Here is a 19844-nt window from a genome sequence, read left to right as displayed (position 1 = left end):
CCTGACTAGACTGCCGAAACAGGGTGCCTCACGCGCCCCGTATAGCCGGTCGGAGGCTTGAGAAAAGCCAGCCTCCGGAGAAGGAACGGACAGGAGCACGCATGGACGAGCGAACCGGCACCTCCGCGAGAAAACCCTGGCTGCCCCTGGCTGTTGCGCTGGCGCTGCTGGTGGGGCTCGGGGGCCTGGTCTTGTGGCAATGGATATCCCTTGAGAGCAGCAACCAGGCCGATTACCAACGGCGTTTCAGCCTGGAAAGCGAAGAGATCGCCGAGCGTCTCGCAACCCGCATGGGCGCCTACGAAATGGTGCTGCGGGGGATGTCCGGCCTGCTGGTGGGCAGCTCCGACGTCCAACCGGACGAGTGGGCGAAGGCGGCCGACCAGTTGCATCTCCAGGACCGCTACCCCGGTATCCAGGCCCTGGCCTGGAGCAGCTTCCTCAGGCGCGATGAGCTGAACGACTTCGTCGGTTCCACCCAGGCCGCCGGTCGCCGCGATTTCCGCGTATTCCCACCCGGCCAGCGCGACGAGTACCTGGTCGTCGATTACACCAGCCCGCTGGATTGGCGCAACCGCCGTACCCTGGGTTTCGACATGCTCAGCGAGCCGGTGCGTGCACAGGCCATCCAGTCGGCCCGGGAGAGTGGCGAGGCGCGCCTCACCGGTCCCCTGCGGCTGAAGCAGGAAACCGAACAGGACCAGCAGAGCGGCGTGCTGCTCTACATGCCCGTGTATCGTCCCGACGCGCCGGCCACCACGGTCGAGGAGCGGCGCGAAGCCTTCATCGGTGCCGTGGCCGGGGCCTTCCGCCTGCACGATCTGATGGAGGGCATCCTCGGCAACCGGGGGCGCCTGTACCGCGTCGGCCTGATCGACAACGAAGTACAGATCCCCTTGCTCGCACTGCCCGACGACAACGGCCGGCCGGCGCGTTTCGAGGAGCAGCGCCAGCTCCAGTTGTTCGGCCGCACCTGGATGCTGACCGTGAGCAGTACCCCCGAGTACGAGGCGCTGCTGGTTGACGGCCGGCTCAGCTACAGCCTGTGGACGGGGTTGGCTGCCGTGGTGCTGCTGTCCCTGCTGGTGGGCGGGTATCTCTACCTGCGCGAGCGTGAGCTGAGCGCCAGCGACCAGGCCTCGGGTCTCTTGCGCGAGCGTGAGGAGCGCCTGCGCGTTCTGGTGGAACGCCTGCCGGTGGCGACCTTGCTGTGCGATATGCAGGGGCGCATCGAAATGGCCAACCGCAGCGCCGGCGAGCTGCTCGGTTGCGAGTCGGAGCTGCTTTGCGGGCAGCGTGTGCGCCGTTTCCTGCCGCGTCTCGAGACGCTCGATGATGAGCGCCTGCGGGGAGAGGGAGATGGTGATGGTGCCGCCGAGTTCGTCACCCAGCGGGACGATGGCAGCCAGGGGCTGGTGGCCCTGAGCCTGACCTCGCTACAGCAGCGCGACGGCACGCGCTACCTGATCAACCTGGTGGACCTGCAGGCGCGCCGCACCGCCGAGGAGCGCTTCCGCCTGGTGGTTGAGGCGGCACCCAACGCCATCATCCTGGTGGACCTGCGCGGCAGCATCGTCATGGTCAACCGCCAGGCCGAGCACATGTTCGGCTACAGCCGCCAGGAGCTGCTCGGCGCCACCGTCGAACGCCTGCTGCCCGAGGCCCTGCGCGAGGCCCACGTAGGGCTGCGCGAGGGCTTCCAGCGCAACCCCGAGCCGCGCCGCATGGGCAACAACCGCGAGCTGTTCGGCCAGCACCGCGATGGCCGCATGATCCCCCTCGAGGTCGGCCTGTCGCCGATCCGCAGTGGCCGCGAGACCTGGGTGCAGGCGGTGGTCATCGACATCAGCGAGCGCAAGGCCGCCGAGCAGCGCCTGCGTGACCAGGCCGAGCAACTGATCCTGGCCAACCGCTACAAGTCCGAGTTCCTCGCCAACATGTCCCACGAGCTGCGCACGCCGCTCAACAGCATCCTCATCCTCAGCGACCAGTTGCGTCAGAACAGCGCCGGCAACCTCACCGAGAAACAGTCCCGCCACGCCGATATCGTCCACCGCGCCGGCAGCGACCTGTTGCAACTGATCAACGACGTGCTCGACCTGGCCAAGGTCGAGGCCGGGCGCATGCAGCTCAAGCTTGAACCGCTCAACGTCCAGGACATGCTGGTAGAGCTGGATGCCAGCCTGCGGCCGATGGCCGAGATCAAGGCCCTGCGCCTGATCACCCAAGTGGAGGCGGGCGTACCGCGGGTCATCCACAGCGACCGTGTGCGGCTGCACCAGATCCTGCGCAACCTGCTGTCCAACGCCCTCAAGTTCACCGAACAGGGCGAGGTCGAGCTCAGCATCGGGCTGGTCGACAGGACCGACGGTGATGGTCGCGAGATCCTCCGCTTCACCGTGCGCGACACCGGCATCGGCATCCCGCCCGAACAGCACGAGCGCATCTTCCAGGCCTTCCAGCAGATCGACGGCTCCACCAGCCGGCGCTTCGGCGGCACCGGGCTGGGCCTGGCCATCACCCGTCAGCTGGTGCTCGCGCTCGATGGCGAGATCCGCATCGTCAGCCAGCCGGGGCAGGGTTCGAGCTTCATCGTCGAGCTGCCGGTGGCGGTCGCCATCGAGGTGGAGAAGGAGGTTCCCGGCGAGCACGGGCCGGTGCGCGCCGGCGAGGGGCCGGCGGTGCTCATCGTCGAGGACGACGGCGACTTCGCCAGCGTCATCGCCGAGGCCGCCCAGGGCCACGGTTACGCCACGGTGCTCTGCAGCAGTGGTCGCCAGGCCGTCACCCTGCTGCAGCAGGAGCGCTTCGCGGCGGTGATCCTCGACATCCTCCTGCCCGATGTCAGCGGCTGGCAGATATTCCGTCGCCTGCGCAGCCAGCCGCTGCATCGCACCACGCCTGTGCACATCATCTCCTGCGTACCCCAGCCGACGGATTGGTTGGACGATTCCACCCGTTACCTGGTCAAACCCATCGGACGCGAGGACCTGGAGCGGGTCTTCGATGACCTGGAGGCCAGCGTGCCGCCGGAGCCACATCGCCTGCTGCTGGTGGAGGACGTCGCCATCGAACGTGATCATTACCGCGACCACCTGGAGGAGCTGGGCTTCTCCGTGACGGCCACCAGCAGCGCCGAGGGCGCGCGCCAGGCCTATGCGGACGGGCGTTTCTCCGCACTGGTGGTGGACCTGGACCTGCCCGACCAGGACGGTTTCGACCTGCTCGACAGCCTCGATCGACAGCGCCCGCTGGCTGACTCGCGTGTGGTGATCAACACTGGGGTGGACGTCACCTTGCAGACCCTGCAGCGCCTGCGCCGCTATTCGGCGGTGGTGGTGCGCAAGTCGGGCGACGACCTGCAGGAGCTCAGTTCGGCCGTCCAGGGATTCCTCGGCAGCGTCCGTGCCCAGGCCGGCGAGGTGCCGGGCGGTACAGGGCGCACCTCGTTGCAGGGGCTGCGGGTGCTGCTGGTGGATGACGACGTGCGCAATATCTATGCGCTCAGTGCGCTGCTGGACGAGGTCGGCCTCGAAGTCAGCGCCGCGCGGGATGGCCTGGAGGCCATCGAGTGTTACCAGCGTGAACCCTTCGACCTGATTCTGATGGATATGGCGATGCCCAACATGGACGGATACACCGCAACCCGCCTGCTCAAGGACGAGCACGGCTGCAACATCCCGATCATCGCGCTCACGGCCCATGCGATGAAGGGGGACCGGGAAAAGTGCATTACCGCAGGTGCTGACGACTATCTGGCCAAGCCCGTGAGCCGCCAGGAACTGATCGACCTGCTCCATCGCTGGCTGGAAGTGTCCGGAGGCGGCAATGACGCAGCCACTGCCTAAGCTCAAGGGGCCCGAGAACATCCTCCTGGTGGTCGATGACCGCCACGAGAACCTGGCCGCCATGGAGGCGGTGCTGGAAGACTCCACCTGGGACGTGCGCACCGTCGATTCCGGCGAGGCGGCCCTGCAGGTGCTGCTGGAGGAGCAGGTGGGGCTGGTGCTGCTCGACGTGCAGATGCCGAAGATGGACGGCTTCGAGGTCGCCCGGTTGATGCGCGGCAGCCCGCACACGCGCTACACCCCGATCATCTTCATCTCCGCCATCGCCCATACCCAGGAAGCCGTGCTGCGCGGCTACGCCAGCGGCGCGGTGGACTTCATCCTCAAGCCCTTCGACCCGCAGGTGCTGCGGCACAAGGTGCAGTCCCTGCTGGAGCACGAGCGCAACCGCCGTGACCTGCTGCAGCTGACCCAGCAGCTGGACAGCGCGCGCGCCTTCAACGCCTCGGTGCTGGAGAACGCCGCCGAGGGCATCCTCGTGGTCGGCGAGGACGGTATCGTCAACTTCGCCAACCCGGCCATGGCGCTGATGCTGCAGGGCTCGGTCACCGACCTGGAGGGCGGCAGCTTCCTCTCGCTGATCGCCAGCCCCGAGATCGCCGGCGACTGGCGCCTCTCCGAGTTCTATCGCCACTGGAAGCGCGGCGAGCCCTATCGCCTGCACGACGCGGTGCTCAACACCCTCAACGGCAGCACCCTGCCGGTGACGCTGTCCTGCGCGCCGCTGCCACGGGCGCAGCGCTCGATGGTGGTGATCAGCCTGGACATGTCGACCGTGCGGCAGTTGCATGCGCAGCTGGAGTCCCAGGCCATCACAGACGCGCTCACCGGTCTGCTCAACCGGCGTGGTTTCCACCAGTCCCTGGATGCCGCTCTGGCTCGTATCGAGCGCAGCGGCAAGCGCATGGCGGTGCTCTACCTTGATCTCGACGGTTTCAAGCGCATCAACGACTCGCTCGGCCATGACGCTGGCGACCAGGTGCTGCGGCGAGTCTCCGAACAGCTCAAGACCTGCCTGCGCCCCTACGACATCCTCGCGCGCATGGGGGGCGACGAATTCACCGCGCTGATCGATTCGCTGGAGCATCCGGAGGACGCGGCGCGGGTGGCCGAGAAGCTGATCGAACTGGTCTCGGTGCGCTACCGCATCGACGGCATCGACATCACCCTGGGTGCCAGCGTCGGTATCGCCTGCTTCCCCGAGTGCGGGCAGACGGTGGACGGCCTGCTGCGCGCCGCGGACATCGCCATGTACGAGGCCAAGCGCGCCGGGCGCCAGCAGTACCGCTTCTTCTCCCCGGAAATGAATGGCCGCGCCCGGTCGCGGCTGATGCTGGAGGAAAGCCTGCGCAACGCCATCGAGCAGGATGATTTCGTGCTCGTCTACCAGCCGCAGATCTACCTCGACAGCGGCCGACTGCGTGGTTTCGAGGCGCTGCTGCGCTGGGAGCACCGGGTCGCCGGTACGGTCGCCCCGAACGTGTTCATCCCGCTGCTGGAGGAGACCCGGCTGATCAACCGCCTGGGCGACTGGATCCTCGAACAGGGGGTCAGCCAGTGCACCCAGTGGCGCGAGCGTTTCGGCGAGGACCTGGTGATCAGCATCAACTTCAGCCCGGTGCAGTTCGGCATGCCGACGCTGGTGGACGCCCTGCGCGAGGTGCTGGCGACCCACGGGCTGAAGCCGTCGCAGATCGAAGTGGAGGTCACCGAGAGCGCGCTGATGCAGGACCTGGACAACACCCGCGAGCAGTTGCGCCAGCTGCGCGAGCTGGGCGTGCGCATCGCCATCGACGACTTCGGCACGGGCTACTCGTCGCTCGCCTACCTGCGCCACTTCGAGCTGGACACGCTGAAGATCGACCGGCTGTTCATCTCCAACATGCTGGAGTCGCCGCGCGACGCCGCCGTGGTCAGCACCATCATCGACCTGGGCAGCCACCTGGGCCTGGAGGTCATCGCCGAGGGGGTGGAAACCCTGGCCCAGCGCGACTGGCTGATCGACCATGGCTGCTCGATCATGCAGGGCTTTTTGGTCTCCCCCGGGCTGCCGGTGGCCAAGGCGGAGAACTTCCCGCTGCAGGTGGACTGGGCGAGCTTCAAGCCGCAGAGCTGAAGCCGAGGCGCGGCGCCCGGCGCGGGCGTCGCCCACATGCTCATCCGCGACTACGACCAAATGATGGCAAGCGCCCCTCATGGGGCGTCCTACACTTGCCCCACGGCGCGCCCGTGCAGCCGGCCAACCCAAGGAGTTTTCCCATGTATTGCCTGTTTGTGGCCTATCCGAACAACGAGGGCGGCACCTTCGATTTCGATTACTACCTCAAGACGCACATCCCAATGGTGAGCGAGATGCTGGGGGACAACCTGGTCAAGGTCGAAGTGCGCAAGGGGCTCGCTTCCGGCGATGGCTCGGCCGCGCCCTTCCTGTGCCTGGCCAACATCTGGATCAAGTCCATCGACAGCCTGCAGGCGACGCTGCGCAAGAACGGCCAGGCGATCAACGAGGACATCCCGCGCTACACCAACATCGCCCCGCTGCTGCAGGTGGACGAGGTGCTGTCGTGCTGAAAGGGAACACCGTAGGTTGGTGCCGAGCGCAGCGAGGCCCGACGGTGCGAGATTCGGCATCGCTGTGTTGGGCTTCGTGCCTCAGCCCAACCTACTAGGGTGCGATGTGAGGATGATGCAGGTCGGGTGTAACCAGACGCGTCTGGGCGCGGTACATTGCGGGTTTCACCCGCCCTACGGGGCGATCATTGCAGTCTGCCCCCATGAAAAAGCCCGCCGATAGGCGGGCTTTCGCGTTCCGGGGCGATGCCTCAGCGGCTCGGCGGGAACTGCCGGTGCAGCTGCTCCAGCTCGGCGTCCTTGGTTTCCCACAGCTGGTTGACCCAGAGCTGGAAGGTCTTGCGGTAGTTCTCGTCCTGGTCGTAGCTGCGGCCGATGAACTCCTGGGGAATCGGCATCGCCTGGATGCGCACGATCATCTCGGGGATGTCGCCGGCCATCAGCGTCCAGAAGCTCGGGTTGCCTTCCGGGTAGTGGATGGTGACGTTGAGCAGCGCCTGCATCTGCTCGCCCATGGCGTCGAGGACGAAGGCGATGCCGCCCGCCTTGGGCTTGAGCAGGTACTTGAAGGGCGAGGCCTGTTCGCGGTGCTTGCCCTCGGTGAAGCGCGTGCCTTCGAGGAAGTTGAAGATGCCCACCGGGTTGTCACGGAACTTGTCGCAGGTGCGGCGGGTGGTTTCCAGGTCCTTGCCCTTCTTCTCCGGGTGCTTGGCCAGGTAGGCCTTGGAGTAGCGCTTCATGAAGGGGAATTCCAGCGCCCACCAGCACAGGCCGATCACCGGGACCCAGATCAGTTCCTGCTTGAGGAAGAACTTCAGCGGGCGGATGCGGCGGTTGAGCACGTACTGCAACACCAGGATGTCCACCCAGCTCTGGTGGTTGCTGGTGACCAGGTAGGAGTGCTGGTAGTCGAGGCCGTCGAGGCCCTCCACCTTCCAGCGGGTATCGCGCACCAGGTTCATCCAGCCCTTGTTGCAGGTCACCCAGGCTTCGTGGATAAAGTTCACCACCCAGTTCAGCGCCAGGCGCGCCGGGCGGAACGGCAGGATCAGCTTGAGCAGGGTGACGGCGAACAGCGGCCAGCACCAGAACAGGGTGTTGAGCGCCAGCAGCAGGGAGGCGAGTACGCCGCGAACGAAGGCGGGAAGAAAGCTCAGCATGAAGGTCGTGACCTCGTTTCCGGGCGGTCTGTGCCGCCCTGTTGAGGGGATGCCGCGCACGCGGCGGGGCCAGTGGTGGCACAGGTTAACGCCTGTTCACTGAACTGCAAGCGGCAAGGGTGACCGCCTGGTCGGGCGGCACGGCCACCCGCCAGGCGCGGTACTCAGCCGCGGGTCGCCGCCTGGATGGCAGTGAGGGCGATGGTGTAGACGATGTCGTCCACCAGGGCGCCGCGGGAGAGGTCGTTCACCGGTTTGCGCAGGCCCTGCAGCATCGGCCCGACGCTGATCACCTGGGCGCTGCGCTGCACCGCCTTGTAGGTGGTGTTGCCGGTGTTCAGGTCGGGGAACACGAACACCGTGGCGTGGCCGGCCACCGGGCTGTTGGGCGCCTTCTGCCGGCCGACGCTGTCGATGGCGGCGGCGTCGTATTGCAGCGGGCCGTCTATCAGCAGGTCGGGGCGCGCGGCACGGGCGATGCGGGTGGCCTCGCGGACCTTTTCCACTTCCTCGCCGCTGCCGGAGTCGCCGGTGGAGTAGCTGATCATCGCCACCTTGGGTTCGATGCCGAAGGCGGCGGCGGAGTCGGCGCTCTGCAGGGCGATCTCGGCCAGTTCGGCGGCACTCGGGTCGGGGTTCACCGCGCAGTCGCCGTAGACCACCACCTGCTCCGGCAGCAGCATGAAGAACACCGAGGACACCAGCTTGTAGCCGGGCGCGGTCTTGATCAGCTGCAGGGCCGGGCGAATGGTGTTGGCGGTGGTGTGCACGGCGCCGGAGACCAGGCCGTCGACCTCGTCCAGGGCCAGCATCATGGTGCCCAGAACCACGCTGTCCTCCAGTTGCGCGGCGGCCATGGGCGCGTTGAGGCCCTTGCCCTGGCGCAGTTCGACCATGGGTTCGACGTAGCGTGGACGGATCAGGTCGGGGTCGAGGATCTCCAGCCCCTCTGGCAGGACGATGCCCTGGGCGGCGGCGACTGCCTGCACGTCCTCGGGCTTGGCCAGCAGCACGCAGCGGGCGATGCCGCGGGCCTGGCAGATGGCGGCGGCCTGCACGGTGCGGGGTTCGGCGCCCTCGGGCAGGACGATGCGCTTGCCGGCCAGTTGCGCGCGCTTGACCAACTGGTGGCGGAAGGCCGGTGGCGAGAGGCGCAGCTCGCGCGGGGTGCCGCAGCGGTCGCGCAGCCAGTCCTGGTCGAGGAAGCGGGCGACGAAGGCAGTGACCTTCTCGGCGCGCTCGCGGTCGTCCACCGGGATTTCCTTGTTCATGCGGTTGAGGTTGGTGGCCGTGTCGTAGGAGCCGGTGGCCACGGCGAGCACCGGCAGGCCGCCCTGCAGGGCGCCACGGCACAGCTCCATGATGCGCGGGTCCGGCGGGAAGTCGCTGCACAGCAGCAGGCCGGCCAGCGGCACGCCGTTCATGGCGGCGAGGCTGGCGGCGAGGATGATGTCGTCGCGATCGCCCGGGGTCACCACCAGCACGCCGGGCTTGAGCAGCGGCACGGTGTTGGGCACGGCGCGGGCGCAGAGGACGATGGTCTGCACGCGGCGCTGGTCGTAGTCGCCGGCGTTGATCACCCGGGCGCCGAGCAGGTCGGCCACGTCGCGGGTGCGCGCGGCGTTCAGTTCGTCCTCCCAGGGGATGCAGCCGAGCAGGCGGAAGTCGTCACTGCGCAGGAGCGAGGAGTTCTCGCGGATCTGCGTGGCGAAGTCGGCCTCGCGCACCTTATTGAGGATCACCCCGAGCACCTTCGGATCGCGCGGCCCGCCGAACAGCTGGGCCTGGATCTCGATGCGGTCGGAGAGCTCGGTGATGGTCTCGTTCTCCGGCGCGGAAACCAGGATCACCTCGGCGTCGAGGCTCTTGGCCAGGTGGAAGTTGACCCGTGCGGCATAGCTGGCGTGGCGGGTGGGCACCATGCCCTCGACTATCACCACGTCCTTGCCTTCGGCGGCCTGCTGGTAGCGACTGACGATTTCCTCAAGCAGTTCGTCGAGGTGGCCGTCGCCGAGCATGCGCTCGACCTGTGACAGCTCCAGCGCCTTGGGGGGCGTGAGGCCGTGGGTGCGGGCGATCAGTTCGCTGGAGCGCTCGGGCCCGCGATCACCCGGGTGGGGCTGGGCGATGGGCTTGTAGAAACCGACCTTGAGGCCGGCCAGTTCCAGGGCACGCACCAGGCCCAGGCTGATGGAGGTGAGGCCGACGCCGAAACCGGTGGGGGCGATGAAGAATGTATGCATGGAGCCGCCTTAGTTGAGCAGGGCGAGGGTATCGAGGGCGATCTGCCGCTCCTCGTTGGTCGGTACCACGAGGATGCGCGTGTGACCGTACTTGTGGATTGGCCCGGCGATGCCACGGATGCAGCGGGCGTTGGCCTCCTTGTCGATGGCCAGGTCGAAGAGCTTCAGGTGCGCCACCGTCTTGCTGCGGATCAGCGGCGAGTTCTCGCCGATGCCGCCGGTGAAGATCAGGCCGTCCAGCTGCGGCAGGGCACAGCTCATGGCCGCCAGGCTCTTCGCCAGGCGGTAGCAGAACACCTCGATGGCCAGGGTGGCGCCGGGGTGGCCCTGCTCGCGCGCCTGTTCAAGGGCACGCATGTCGTTGGAGAGCCCGGACAGTCCCTTGAGACCGCTCTCGCTGTTGAGCACGCGGGTGATCTCTTCGAGGCTCCAGCCCAGGGTGCTGGCCAGGTGGCTGTGCAGATTGGGATCGATGTCGCCGCTGCGCGTGCCCATCGCCAGGCCTTCGAGGGGCGTCAGGCCCATGCTGGTGTCGCGGCTCTGGCCGTCGACGATGGCGCAGGTGGAGCAGCCGTTGCCCAGGTGCGCCGAGAGCCAGCTGCTGTCGCCGATGGACAGCCCGGCAATTTCGGCCGCACGGTGACTGACGTAGCGGTGGCTGGTGCCGTGGAAACCGTAGCGGCGCACGCCATGATCGCGATAGAGCTGTTCCGGCACGGCGTAGCGGTAGGCGTGCTCGGGCAGGCTCTGGTGGAAGGAGGTGTCGAACACCGCCACCTGGGGGAGTTGCGGGTAGACGCTCATGGCCGCTTCGATGCCTTGCAATGCCGCCGGGTTGTGCAACGGGGCGAGGGGGGCGATGGCGCGGATCGCGGCGATCACCTCGCTGTTCAGGCGATGTGCCGAGGTGAAGCGTTCACCACCGTGCACCACGCGGTGGCCGATGCCGTGCAGCTTGCCGCCGGTGGCCGCCTGCACCAGGGGGAGCAACTGCGAGAGGGCGACGCGGTAGTCGCCATTGGGGATCATCAGGCTGTCCTTGTCGCCGCCGCGTTGCCAGCGCAGCTCGGCGTCACGGCTGCCCAGGCGCTCGGCGATGCCGAACAGGGGGAATTGCGAATGGGCCTCGCTGACCAGGGCGAACTTGATCGACGAGCTGCCACAGTTGATCACCAGAATGTTGCGTGAGGGCATCATTGCTCCTTGGTAGTTTCGGGGGCCGCGCCACGGGCGCACCAGCCACAGGAAAAAGGCTGACCGCGCCGTGCTTCGCGTTGTGCCGGGTCCAGCACCCAGGCGCGCGATTGCCAGGGCGGCTGGTGGCGCAGGTGCTGGGTGTGGCCGCAGGTCAAGACTGCCACCCAATGGCCTTCGTCATCCTGGCGGAAGTCAAGCAAGCGTACGATCCGTCCGTCAGCCTTCGGGTCGCAATCGGCCGTCTTGGCAGTTAGACTTGCACGTTCTTCAATCTTCTCCAAAAGGTCTCGCACCATGCTGATTGCCGCCAACAAGGCTGTCTCCATCGACTATACGCTCACCAATGATGCCGGTGAGGTCATCGACAGCTCCGCTGGCGGCGCGCCGCTGGTGTATCTGCACGGTTCCGGCAACATCATCGTCGGCCTGGAAAAGGCCCTGGAAGGCAAGCAGGCCGGTGATGCGATCAAGGTCGCCATCGAGCCCGAGGAAGCCTACGGCGAATACAGCGCCGAGCTGGTCGCCACCCTCAGCCGCGCCATGTTCGAAGGCGTCGATCAACTGGAAGTCGGCATGCAGTTCCATGCGTCGGGCCCGGACGGCGGCATGCAGATCGTCACCATCCGCGACATCGACGGCGACGACGTGACCGTCGACGGCAACCACCCGCTGGCCGGCCAGCGCCTGAACTTCGACGTGAAAGTGGTCAACGTGCGTGAAGCCAACGCCGAAGAGATCGCCCACGGGCATATCCATGGCGAAGGTGGTCACCACCACTGATCGGCGGGCGGCCAGGCGACTTGCGGCAACGCTCTGTCGCCATCGGGCTGCTAAGCTCTGATCAACCGAAAAGGCGCCTACGGGCGCCTTTTTTGTCCCGCTGCGTTGTTCCCCTTGCGACGATCCAGGAGTTTGTCATGAGTGCATTCCACGACCTCAACCTGCGTGCCCTCGACGGTCAGGAGCTGCCTCTGGCGCCCTACAAGGGGCAGGTGGTCCTGGTGGTCAACGTCGCCTCCAAGTGCGGGCTGACACCGCAATACGCCGGGCTGGAAAAGCTCTACCAGCAGTACCGCGACAAGGGCTTTACCGTGCTCGGCCTGCCCTGCAACCAGTTCGCCGGTCAGGAGCCGGGTAGCGAGGACGAGATCCGCGAGTTCTGCAGCCTCAACTACGGCGTCAGCTTCCCGCTGGGCAGCAAGCTGGAGGTCAACGGGCCGGGGCGTCATCCGCTGTATCGCCTGCTGGCGGGAGAGGGCGCCGAGTTCCCCGGCGACATCACCTGGAACTTCGAGAAGTTCCTCGTCGGGCAGGACGGCCGCGTGCTGGCACGCTTCTCCCCGCGTACCGCCCCGGACGATCCCGCGCTGGTGCTGGCCATCGAGAAGGCGCTGGGCTGAGTCGCTCCCCCTGCTCGACGGCGGTAAGGGTGGATGGCGCTCCTCTCATCCACCATTTCCCGGTCTCCGAGCCAGGGCTGCGACGCTCTTCGTAGGGTGGGCTTCAGCCCACCGCTCTTCTGGCCCAGTGCGTAGGTCGGGTGCAACCCGACGACTCCTTGCCCACTTCTTCGCGGGTTTTACCCGCCCTACGGCCAATCCACGGCGCATCCCCCAACTCCGCCTGGTGGAAGTAAAAAGCGACTTCCACCCTACACATCGGTCATGTCCGTGACGGCTGGGGGGCTTTGTAGGAGCGACTTCAGTCGCCAAGCGGTGCGCAGTGCCGCCGCCCTTGTGGGAGCGAATTCATTCGCGATCGGCCCGCACCTGATTACCTCAACGACAGGCCATTACCCTCGGGTAAGCCGCGCCTGCTTTCTGACCCAAAATCACCCTGATCAATAGTGCTGTGCCGGGCGAGACGACCGGTCATATGCTCGCCGCCATGAACAGCATCCGACTCGACAAGCGTGACCTGATCCTGGCCAAGGGCACCGGCGTGATGACCCGCTCGGGCTACCACGGCACCGGTGTGCAGGAGATCGTCCAGGCGGCGGGGATTCCCAAGGGGTCCTTCTACCACTACTTCGCCAGCAAGGAGGATTTCGCCCTGCAGGCGCTGGACTACCTTTACTCGCCGCGCCTCGAGCGCTATGCCCAGGCCCTGTCCGACCCGGTGAAGAGCCCATGCCAGCGGGTGCTCGACTACTACGGTGAACTGGTCAGCCACTTCACCCGCCACGAGAAGCTGGAATACCACTGCTTCATCGGCAGCCTTAGCTTCGAGATGGCCGAACTGTCGCCGGCCATCGGTGCCCAGGTGGACGCCATCCTGCAGCGCTCGGCGGACATCCTCCAGGCCTGCCTGGAAGAGGCCCAGCGTGCCGGTGAGCTACCGGCCGACGAAGACTGCGCCAACCTCGCCGGCTTCATCGCCAACGCCTGGCAGGGCGTGCTCACCCGCCTCAAAGTCGGTGCCGGCGCCCGGCCGCTGCTGGATTTCATGACCCGCCTGCAGCGCCTGCTGCGGGTGTGACCCCCTAAAAAGCCCATTAACGAGACGACCGGTCACTTGGCCGGAATCAGGAGACCCCGATGACCGCATCCGTAGACGCCCTGTTCGCCCCCTTCCGCCTCGGCGCCCTGGAGCTGCCGACCCGCGTGGTGATGGCGCCCATGACCCGTTCCTTCTCCCCGGGCGGCGTGCCCACCGAGCAGGTGGTCGAGTACTACCGCCGCCGTGCCGCAGCCGGTGTCGGCCTGATCGTCACCGAAGGCACCACCATCGGCCACCAGGCCGCCAACGGTTACCCCCACGTCCCGCGCTTCTACGGCGAGGACGCCCTGGCCGGCTGGAAGCAGGTGGTCGAGGCCGTGCACGCCGAAGGCGGCAAGATCGTCCCGCAGCTGTGGCACGTCGGTAACGTCCGCCGCCTGGGCACCGAGCCGGACGCCAGCGTCCCCGGCTACGGCCCCAGCGAGAAGCTCAAGGACGGCCAGGTGGTGGTCCACGGCATGACCCAGCAGGACATCGACGAGGTCGTCGCCGCCTACGCCCAGGCCGCCCGTGACGCCAAGGCCATCGGCATGGACGGCGTCGAGCTGCACGGTGCCCACGGCTACCTGATCGACCAGTTCTTCTGGGAAGGCACCAACCAGCGCACCGACGGCTACGGCGGCAGCCTGGCCAACCGCTCGCGCTTCGCCATCGAAGTGATCAAGGCCGTGCGCGAGGCCGTCGGCCCCGACTACCCGATCATCTTCCGCTTCTCCCAATGGAAGCAGCAGGACTACACCGCCCGACTGGTGCAGACCCCGGAAGAGCTGGAAGGCTTCCTCAAGCCGCTGTCTGAGGCCGGCGTGGACATCTTCCACTGCTCCACCCGCCGCTTCTGGGAGCCGGAGTTCGAAGGCTCCGACCTCAACCTGGCCGGCTGGACCCGCAAGCTCACTGGCAAGCCCACCATCACCGTCGGCAGCGTCGGCCTGGATGGCGAGTTCCTGCAGTTCATGGTCAAGACCGACAAGGTCGCCCAGCCGGCCAACATCGAAGGCCTGCTGGAGCGCCTGAATAAGGAGGAGTTCGACCTGGTGGCTGTGGGCCGCGCCCTGCTGGTGGACCCGGACTGGGCGACCAAGGTCCGCGAAGGCCGCATGCAGGACATCCTGCCGTTCAGCCGCGACGCCCTGACCAGCCTGGTCTGAGCATGACCCCCGGTGCGCCGGCCTGGCCGGCGCACCCATTTCCAGCCCCGTCTCGTGCGGGGCTTTTTTATGCCTCGCGATATCCCGTCGAACCCTCAATCGGTTGGGCTGACTTGGCCGGGTGGAAGGCGCATGGTCGCGAACATCACAACAAGCGCCGGTTCACCGGCCGAAGGAGTAGTCGTCATGCGCACTGGACTGGTAGTGGATGCCACTTGTGACCTGCCTCAGGAATTCCTCGCCGCCCACGGCATCCGTGTGCTGCCGATCCGTATCCACCTGGGGCGGGACGCCCTGGTGGACCGTCGCGTGCCGGAAGCCACGCGGCAGTTCTATGCCGAGCAACTGGCCAGCGTCGCCCCCGAGGACCACAGCGACGCGCTGTCGGTGGCGGAGATGCAGCAGTGGTTCCTCGAAGAGCTGGTGACCGCCTACGACCACGTCATCTGCCTGACCATCTCCAGCCTGCGCAGCCCGATCTTCGAGCACGCCACCCAGGCCTCCTTCGGCCTGCTCCAGCATTACCGCGAGCGCCGTGCCGAGGCCGGCCTCAACAGCCCCTTCGCCATGCGCGTGGTGGATGGCCGCAGCATGTTCGCCGGCAGTGCCGTGCTCGCTGCCGAGGCGGCCCGGCTGATCGCCGGTGGCGCCCACCCGAGCGCCGTGCGTGCGCGCCTGGAGCAGTTGTCGGAAAGCGTCTGCACCTTCCTCATCGCCGACGACCTCGGCCACCTGCGCCGGCGCGGCTTCCAGAAGGGCGAGCGCGGCGGCCTGCTCGACCGCATGCGCGGCGCGGCGCTGGGGCTGGGCTCGCTGCTGGAGGTGAAACCTGTGATCAGCGTGCAGCAGGGCGAGGACAAGCCCGTTTCGCTGGCGCCCAGCTTCGAGCGCGCGGCACAGAAGCTGCTGGCCCACGCCACCGCCCAGGTGCTGGCGGGCGAGCTGCTGGCCCCGCAGCTGTGCCTGAGCTATGCGGGTGACCTGTCGGTGGTACGCGACCTGCCGGGGTTCGCCCAACTGGAGGCGACCTGCGCCCAGCGCGAGGTGAACCTGCAGGTGGCGATGCTCAGCCCCACCGGGGCCATCAACCTGGGCAAGGGCGCCCTGAGCCTGGCCTTCGCCGCCCCGCCCCGTCCCTTCGGCTGATCAGCGCTGCAGGCGGTCCAGCCCCGGCGCCGGCTGGGGCTCGGGCGGCGCCTTGTGGACGCTGTGCAGGTGCTGTTCGAACTGCTGGATGATCGCTTCCCAGCCCTGGCGGCCCGCATGCTGGCGCGCGTTCAGGCGCACCCGGCGCAGGGTCTCGCTGTCTTCCAGCAGCCAGCAGGCGGCATCGCTGAAGGTCACCGGCACGTCCGGCATCGCCAGTGCGCCGTTGTGCCCGTGGCGGATATGCTGCGCCGCCGCGGCCTGGTCGAAGGCCACCACGCCGAGCCCGGAGGCGAGGGCTTCGAGCACCACGTTGCCGAAGGTCTCGGAGAGGCTGGGGAACAGGAACAGGTCGCTGGAGGCGTAGTGCCTGGCCAGCTCCTCGCCCCGCTGCAGGCCACGGAACAGGGCGTCCGGCAGTTCCGCCTGGAGTTGCGCACGCTGCGGCCCGTCGCCCACCAGGATCAGCTTCATGGTCTTCTGTGGATAAGCCTGCTGCAGGGCACGGAAGGTCGGGCCGAGCAGCTTGAGGTTCTTCTCCGGCGCCAGGCGACCGACGTGCAGCACGGCGATGTCGTCCGCCCCCAGGCCCCAGGATTCACGTAATGCGGCGCAGCGCCGGGCCGGGTTGAACAGCTGGCCGTCGACGCCGCGCGAGAGCAGCGCCAGGCGCTCGAAGCCGCGACGGCGCAACTCCTCGCTCTGGCTGGCGCTGGGCACCAGGGTCAGTTGCGAGGCGTTGTGGAACCAGCGCAGGTAGTTGGTCATCAGGCGGGTCAGCAGGCCGACGCCGTAGTGCCCGGTGTACTGCTGGAAGTTGGTGTGGAAGCCGCTGATCGCCGGGATGCCCAGGCGCCGCGCGGCGCGCAGGGCGGAGAGGCCGAGCGGGCCTTCGGTGGCGATGTAGAGCACGTCCGGGCGCTTGCGCTTCCAGCGCGCGAGCAGCTTGTGCAGGCTCGACTGGCCCCATTGCAGGCCGGGGTAGCCGGGCAGTGGCCAGCCGCGCACCAGCAGCAGCTCGTCGCTGCTCTTGACCCCCTGGTCGCAGGCCTGGCGCGGGCGCACCAGTTGCAGGCGGTGGCCACGGGCGCGCAAGCCGTCGCACAGGCGCGCCAGGGTATTGGCGACGCCGTTGATCTCCGGCAGGAAGGTTTCGCTGATCAGCGAGATGTTCAGGGGCAGCAGGCTCATGGATGCAGTGTCGATCAGCGCCATGTAGCCAGTGTGAAATTTGTATGACGGCTGGGTGACAGCCCCGGCGCGAGTGGCCGGGGCGGGGTGGTTCAGGCCTGCGGCAGGGCCTTTTCGCCGCCTTCGCGGACCCAGAACAGGGTGGCCCCGGCCACGGCGGCGGGCATCATCACGATGTTGACGAAGGGGATCAGCAGCGCCAGGTACACCGAGCCGCCGAAGCCCAGGCTCTGCCAGCGCTTCTCGCGCAGCCAGGCGAGCATCTCGTTCCAGCCGAGCTTGTGGTTGTCCGCCGGGTAGTCGATGTACTGCACGGCCATCATCCACACGCCGAAGAGGAACCACAGCGGCGTCGCCACCAGGTTCACCCCGGGGATGAAGCTGAGGACCAGAAGGCCGATGGCCCGTGGCAGGAAGTAGCCCAGCTTGCGCAGCTCGCGGCCCACGGTGCGCGGCACCATGGCGGTGAGTTCGGCCCAGCTGAAGGGGGGGAAGTCGTCCTGGCCGCGCACCACCACCTCCACCTTCTCGGCAAGGAAGCCGTTGAACGGCGCGGCGATGATGTTGGCGATCATGGTGAAGCTGAAGAACACCAACAGCAGTACCAGGATCACGAACAGCGGCCAGATCAGGTATTCGAGGAAGCTCGCCCAGCTCGGCAGGCTGGGCATGAAGGCATCGACCCAGCCGCTGAACTGCTGCATGGCGAAGCCGATCAGGGCGATGAACAGCACCAGGTTGAGCGTCAGCGGCAGCAGCACGAACAGGCGCAGGCCGGGGCTGAGGATGAGTTTCAGGCCTTCGCCGAGGTATTGCGGGCCGGACAGGGCGGGGGCGGGCATCGAGGACTCCAGAGGGTGGACATGGCGCGACCTTACCGGCTTTGCGTGACCGGTAAAAGCGGCTGCGTCGCGCTTCCCATCCAGCGATAGGACCGCCCTATGGTCGGGATAAGGAATGCGTATTTCCGTGCCCGGGTGGCGCCCGATAGCCTTGCCAGCAATTTCGGGGCCCGGGCGCTCATCCCGCCGGCCCCGACGGTTCGCGAGGTCGCTGCACTTCCAAAGCCTTCCCCAAGTGCCCGCAGTGACCTCCTTTTATTTCACGAGGTGTCAGTCATGTCCGCCACGCGCCATTCACGGGTCATCATCCTCGGCTCCGGCCCCGCCGGTTACAGCGCGGCCGTCTATGCCGCGCGTGCCAACCTCAAGCCGCTGCTGATCACCGGCATGCAGGCCGGCGGCCAGCTGACCACCACCACCGAAGTCGACAACTGGCCCGGCGACCCCCACGGCCTCACCGGCCCGGCGCTGATGCAGCGCATGCAGGCGCACGCCGAGCGCTTCGAGACCGAGATCGTCTTCGACCACATCAATGCCGTGGACCTCGCCGGCAGGCCCTTCACCCTGCGCGGTGACAGCGGTACATACACCTGTGACGCGCTGATCATCGCCACCGGCGCCAGCGCCCGTTACCTGGGGCTGTCGTCGGAGGAGCGCTTCATGGGCAAGGGCGTGTCCGCCTGTGCCACCTGCGACGGCTTCTTCTACCGCAACCGCGAGGTGGCGGTGGTGGGCGGTGGCAACACCGCCGTGGAGGAGGCGCTGTACCTGGCCAACATCGCCAGCAAGGTGACCCTGGTGCATCGCCGCGAGACCTTCCGTGCCGAGAAGATCCTCCAGGACAAGCTCAAGGCACGCATCGCCGAAGGCCGCATCGTGCTCAAGCTCAACGCCCAGGTGGAGGAGGTGCTGGGCGACGACATGGGTGTCACCGGCGTGCGCCTGCGCAACAACGACGGCAGTGCCGACGAACTCAAGGTGGACGGCCTGTTCGTCGCCATCGGCCATACGCCCAACACCTCGCTGTTCGACGGCCAGTTGGCCCTGCGCGACGGCTACCTGGTGGTCAACGGCGGCCGCGACGGCAATGCCACCGCCACCAATATCCCCGGCGTGTTCGCGGCGGGCGATGTGGCCGATCACGTGTACCGCCAGGCCATCACCTCGGCGGGTGCCGGGTGCATGGCGGCGCTGGATGTGGAGCGGTATCTCGACGAGGTCCGAGGAATGTGACTGTCCAGGTGTCGGGCCTCGCTGCGCTCGGCGCCAACCTGCGGTGCACGTCATCCTCGTGAACAAAAAGCCCCGCTTCGGCGGGGCTTTTCCATGGTGCGGGATTCACACCAGGGTGCTGATGGGCAATTCGTCCAGGCTCAGGGTGCGGGCGCTGATGCGCAGGAACTGGTCGCTGGCCTTGAGCACCAGGCCGTTGGGGTCGAGGGCAAGTTCAGTGCTGTGCCGGCCCTGGGGTTCGCAACGGTAGAGGGTCTGTTCCGCTTGCCTGCGCAGGCATTGATAGCGCTGGCTGCGAGCCTGCACGGCGAGGCTGGGCAGGTCGATGAAGGCGATCTGCACCTCCTCGCTCTGGCCGCACTCAAGGGCGCTGCGCTGCAGGATCGGCGTATGGGTGAAGGGGCTGGCGGAGAGCATCACCTGCTGGCAGGCGTCGAGGTCACCGCGCGGCTGGCCGTCCAGGCGCCACTGGCCTCGGATGTCGCGCTGCAGGCGCAGGCTGGCCTGGCCATGGTTGTCGACCTTTATCCACAGGCTGCGGAAGCGCCAGCAGGGGTCGTAGTCGAGCACGTAGGTGGCGGCGAAGCTCTGTCCGCCGGCACTGAGCATGAGGTGGCTGCTGGCGTGGATGCCGGCGCTGTCGACATGCAGGCGCAGGTTCTCGATGCCGGGGTTGGTCCAGGGTTTCCAAACGAGGGTCTGTTGCATCCATGCGACTCCGAAACTGCACGGGAAGGGGAACGCACAACGGGCGTATATGCGTAGG

At 67.2% G+C, this 19844-nt stretch carries 16 protein-coding genes; 9 read left to right on the top strand and 7 right to left on the bottom strand.

Annotation, left to right across the window (positions count from 1 at the left end):
• The first annotated feature begins 101 nt into the window (after window positions 1-101).
• The 3 genes from WFQ67_RS14630 (at window position 102) to WFQ67_RS14620 (ending at window position 6419) form a co-directional block, all read left to right on the top strand.
• Window positions 102-3848, top strand: coding sequence for a response regulator (locus tag WFQ67_RS14630; protein ID WP_337057299.1), 3747 nt, complete (start codon window positions 102-104; stop codon window positions 3846-3848).
• Complete coding sequence (locus tag WFQ67_RS14625) at window positions 3829-5964, top strand: putative bifunctional diguanylate cyclase/phosphodiesterase (protein WP_213626218.1); 2136 nt, start codon at window positions 3829-3831, stop codon at window positions 5962-5964. Before WFQ67_RS14630 ends, WFQ67_RS14625 begins: the two co-directional genes overlap by 20 nt.
• Window positions 5965-6107: 143 nt before the next feature.
• A complete protein-coding gene (locus tag WFQ67_RS14620; RefSeq protein ID WP_337057297.1) occupies window positions 6108-6419 on the top strand; it encodes an EthD family reductase in 312 nt (103 codons plus the stop codon).
• Window positions 6420-6670: 251 nt separating this feature from the next.
• On the opposite strand, the gene WFQ67_RS14615 is transcribed toward WFQ67_RS14620, so the two are convergent.
• The 4 genes from WFQ67_RS14615 to WFQ67_RS14600 all read right to left on the bottom strand — a co-directional run bounded on the left by WFQ67_RS14615 (window position 6671) and on the right by WFQ67_RS14600 (window position 11345).
• Window positions 6671-7579 carry an acyltransferase gene (locus WFQ67_RS14615; protein ID WP_337057296.1) on the bottom strand — a complete coding sequence of 303 codons (909 nt, stop codon included), beginning with the start codon at window positions 7577-7579 and terminating at the stop codon, window positions 6671-6673.
• Window positions 7580-7743: 164 nt separating this feature from the next.
• Window positions 7744-9822 (bottom strand): phosphate acetyltransferase, encoded by a 2079-nt coding sequence (gene pta / locus WFQ67_RS14610; RefSeq protein ID WP_337057295.1) that lies wholly within the window; start codon window positions 9820-9822, stop codon window positions 7744-7746.
• Window positions 9823-9831: 9 nt separating this feature from the next.
• On the bottom strand, window positions 9832-11016 hold the full coding sequence (locus WFQ67_RS14605) for an acetate kinase (RefSeq protein ID WP_337057294.1): 1185 nt from the start codon (window positions 11014-11016) through the stop codon (window positions 9832-9834).
• Window positions 11016-11345 carry a DUF3565 domain-containing protein gene (locus WFQ67_RS14600; protein WP_213626215.1) on the bottom strand — a complete coding sequence of 110 codons (330 nt, stop codon included), beginning with the start codon at window positions 11343-11345 and terminating at the stop codon, window positions 11016-11018. The genes WFQ67_RS14605 and WFQ67_RS14600 overlap by 1 nt, the downstream gene beginning before the upstream one ends.
• Between WFQ67_RS14600 and WFQ67_RS14595 the strand changes: the two genes are divergently transcribed.
• The 5 genes from WFQ67_RS14595 to WFQ67_RS14575 all read left to right on the top strand — a co-directional run bounded on the left by WFQ67_RS14595 (window position 11314) and on the right by WFQ67_RS14575 (window position 15812).
• Complete coding sequence (locus tag WFQ67_RS14595; protein WP_111260020.1) at window positions 11314-11799, top strand: FKBP-type peptidyl-prolyl cis-trans isomerase; 486 nt, start codon at window positions 11314-11316, stop codon at window positions 11797-11799. The genes WFQ67_RS14600 and WFQ67_RS14595 overlap by 32 nt on opposite strands.
• A gap of 137 nt (window positions 11800-11936) precedes the next feature.
• Window positions 11937-12419 carry a glutathione peroxidase gene (locus tag WFQ67_RS14590; RefSeq protein WP_173172655.1) on the top strand — a complete coding sequence of 161 codons (483 nt, stop codon included), beginning with the start codon at window positions 11937-11939 and terminating at the stop codon, window positions 12417-12419.
• A gap of 487 nt (window positions 12420-12906) precedes the next feature.
• Window positions 12907-13497: a TetR/AcrR family transcriptional regulator gene (locus WFQ67_RS14585; RefSeq protein ID WP_337057292.1), complete on the top strand. Its 591-nt coding sequence runs from the start codon at window positions 12907-12909 to the stop codon at window positions 13495-13497.
• A gap of 59 nt (window positions 13498-13556) precedes the next feature.
• Entirely contained in the window at window positions 13557-14666 is a 1110-nt protein-coding gene (locus tag WFQ67_RS14580; RefSeq protein WP_337057291.1) for an NADH:flavin oxidoreductase, read from the top strand.
• A gap of 186 nt (window positions 14667-14852) precedes the next feature.
• Window positions 14853-15812 carry a DegV family protein gene (locus tag WFQ67_RS14575; RefSeq protein ID WP_337057289.1) on the top strand — a complete coding sequence of 320 codons (960 nt, stop codon included), beginning with the start codon at window positions 14853-14855 and terminating at the stop codon, window positions 15810-15812.
• Here the strand turns inward: WFQ67_RS14575 and WFQ67_RS14570 are convergent, their stop codons facing one another.
• Together WFQ67_RS14570 and cysZ are read right to left on the bottom strand one after the other, a co-directional pair.
• Entirely contained in the window at window positions 15813-17027 is a 1215-nt protein-coding gene (locus tag WFQ67_RS14570) for a glycosyltransferase family 4 protein (RefSeq protein ID WP_337057288.1), read from the bottom strand.
• Window positions 17028-17095: 68 nt separating this feature from the next.
• Window positions 17096-17845, bottom strand: coding sequence for a sulfate transporter CysZ (cysZ, locus tag WFQ67_RS14565; protein WP_337057287.1), 750 nt, complete (start codon window positions 17843-17845; stop codon window positions 17096-17098).
• Between the two features lie 276 nt (window positions 17846-18121).
• Between cysZ and trxB the strand changes: the two genes are divergently transcribed.
• Complete coding sequence (trxB, locus tag WFQ67_RS14560; RefSeq protein WP_337057286.1) at window positions 18122-19078, top strand: thioredoxin-disulfide reductase; 957 nt, start codon at window positions 18122-18124, stop codon at window positions 19076-19078.
• A 105-nt stretch (window positions 19079-19183) separates the two neighbouring features.
• Here the strand turns inward: trxB and WFQ67_RS14555 are convergent, their stop codons facing one another.
• Window positions 19184-19786, bottom strand: coding sequence for a putative glycolipid-binding domain-containing protein (locus WFQ67_RS14555; protein ID WP_173172669.1), 603 nt, complete (start codon window positions 19784-19786; stop codon window positions 19184-19186).
• Between the last annotated feature and the right edge of the window lie 58 nt (window positions 19787-19844).

The organism is Pseudomonas sp. USHLN015 (genome assembly GCF_037153275.1).
Lineage (GTDB): Bacteria > Pseudomonadota > Gammaproteobacteria > Pseudomonadales > Pseudomonadaceae > Metapseudomonas > Metapseudomonas tohonis.
This window is presented reverse-complemented; position numbering and strand designations above follow the sequence as displayed.

What these genes read in the sequence shown, in the direction of transcription:
- WFQ67_RS14585 (WP_337057292.1), top strand. Translation starts at nt 12,907, where the DNA reads ATGAACAGCATCCGACTCGACAAGCGTGACCTGATCCTGGCCAAGGGC.
- WFQ67_RS14590 (WP_173172655.1), top strand. Translation starts at nt 11,937, where the DNA reads ATGAGTGCATTCCACGACCTCAACCTGCGTGCCCTCGACGGTCAGGAG.
- cysZ (WP_337057287.1), bottom strand. Translation starts at nt 17,845, where the DNA reads ATGCCCGCCCCCGCCCTGTCCGGCCCGCAATACCTCGGCGAAGGCCTG.
- WFQ67_RS14575 (WP_337057289.1), top strand. Translation starts at nt 14,853, where the DNA reads ATGCGCACTGGACTGGTAGTGGATGCCACTTGTGACCTGCCTCAGGAA.
- pta (WP_337057295.1), bottom strand. Translation starts at nt 9,822, where the DNA reads ATGCATACATTCTTCATCGCCCCCACCGGTTTCGGCGTCGGCCTCACC.
- WFQ67_RS14605 (WP_337057294.1), bottom strand. Translation starts at nt 11,016, where the DNA reads ATGCCCTCACGCAACATTCTGGTGATCAACTGTGGCAGCTCGTCGATC.
- WFQ67_RS14595 (WP_111260020.1), top strand. Translation starts at nt 11,314, where the DNA reads ATGCTGATTGCCGCCAACAAGGCTGTCTCCATCGACTATACGCTCACC.
- WFQ67_RS14570 (WP_337057288.1), bottom strand. Translation starts at nt 17,027, where the DNA reads ATGGCGCTGATCGACACTGCATCCATGAGCCTGCTGCCCCTGAACATC.
- WFQ67_RS14615 (WP_337057296.1), bottom strand. Translation starts at nt 7,579, where the DNA reads ATGCTGAGCTTTCTTCCCGCCTTCGTTCGCGGCGTACTCGCCTCCCTG.
- WFQ67_RS14630 (WP_337057299.1), top strand. Translation starts at nt 102, where the DNA reads ATGGACGAGCGAACCGGCACCTCCGCGAGAAAACCCTGGCTGCCCCTG.
- WFQ67_RS14625 (WP_213626218.1), top strand. Translation starts at nt 3,829, where the DNA reads ATGACGCAGCCACTGCCTAAGCTCAAGGGGCCCGAGAACATCCTCCTG.
- WFQ67_RS14555 (WP_173172669.1), bottom strand. Translation starts at nt 19,786, where the DNA reads ATGCAACAGACCCTCGTTTGGAAACCCTGGACCAACCCCGGCATCGAG.
- WFQ67_RS14620 (WP_337057297.1), top strand. Translation starts at nt 6,108, where the DNA reads ATGTATTGCCTGTTTGTGGCCTATCCGAACAACGAGGGCGGCACCTTC.
- trxB (WP_337057286.1), top strand. Translation starts at nt 18,122, where the DNA reads ATGTCCGCCACGCGCCATTCACGGGTCATCATCCTCGGCTCCGGCCCC.
- WFQ67_RS14600 (WP_213626215.1), bottom strand. Translation starts at nt 11,345, where the DNA reads ATGGAGACAGCCTTGTTGGCGGCAATCAGCATGGTGCGAGACCTTTTG.
- WFQ67_RS14580 (WP_337057291.1), top strand. Translation starts at nt 13,557, where the DNA reads ATGACCGCATCCGTAGACGCCCTGTTCGCCCCCTTCCGCCTCGGCGCC.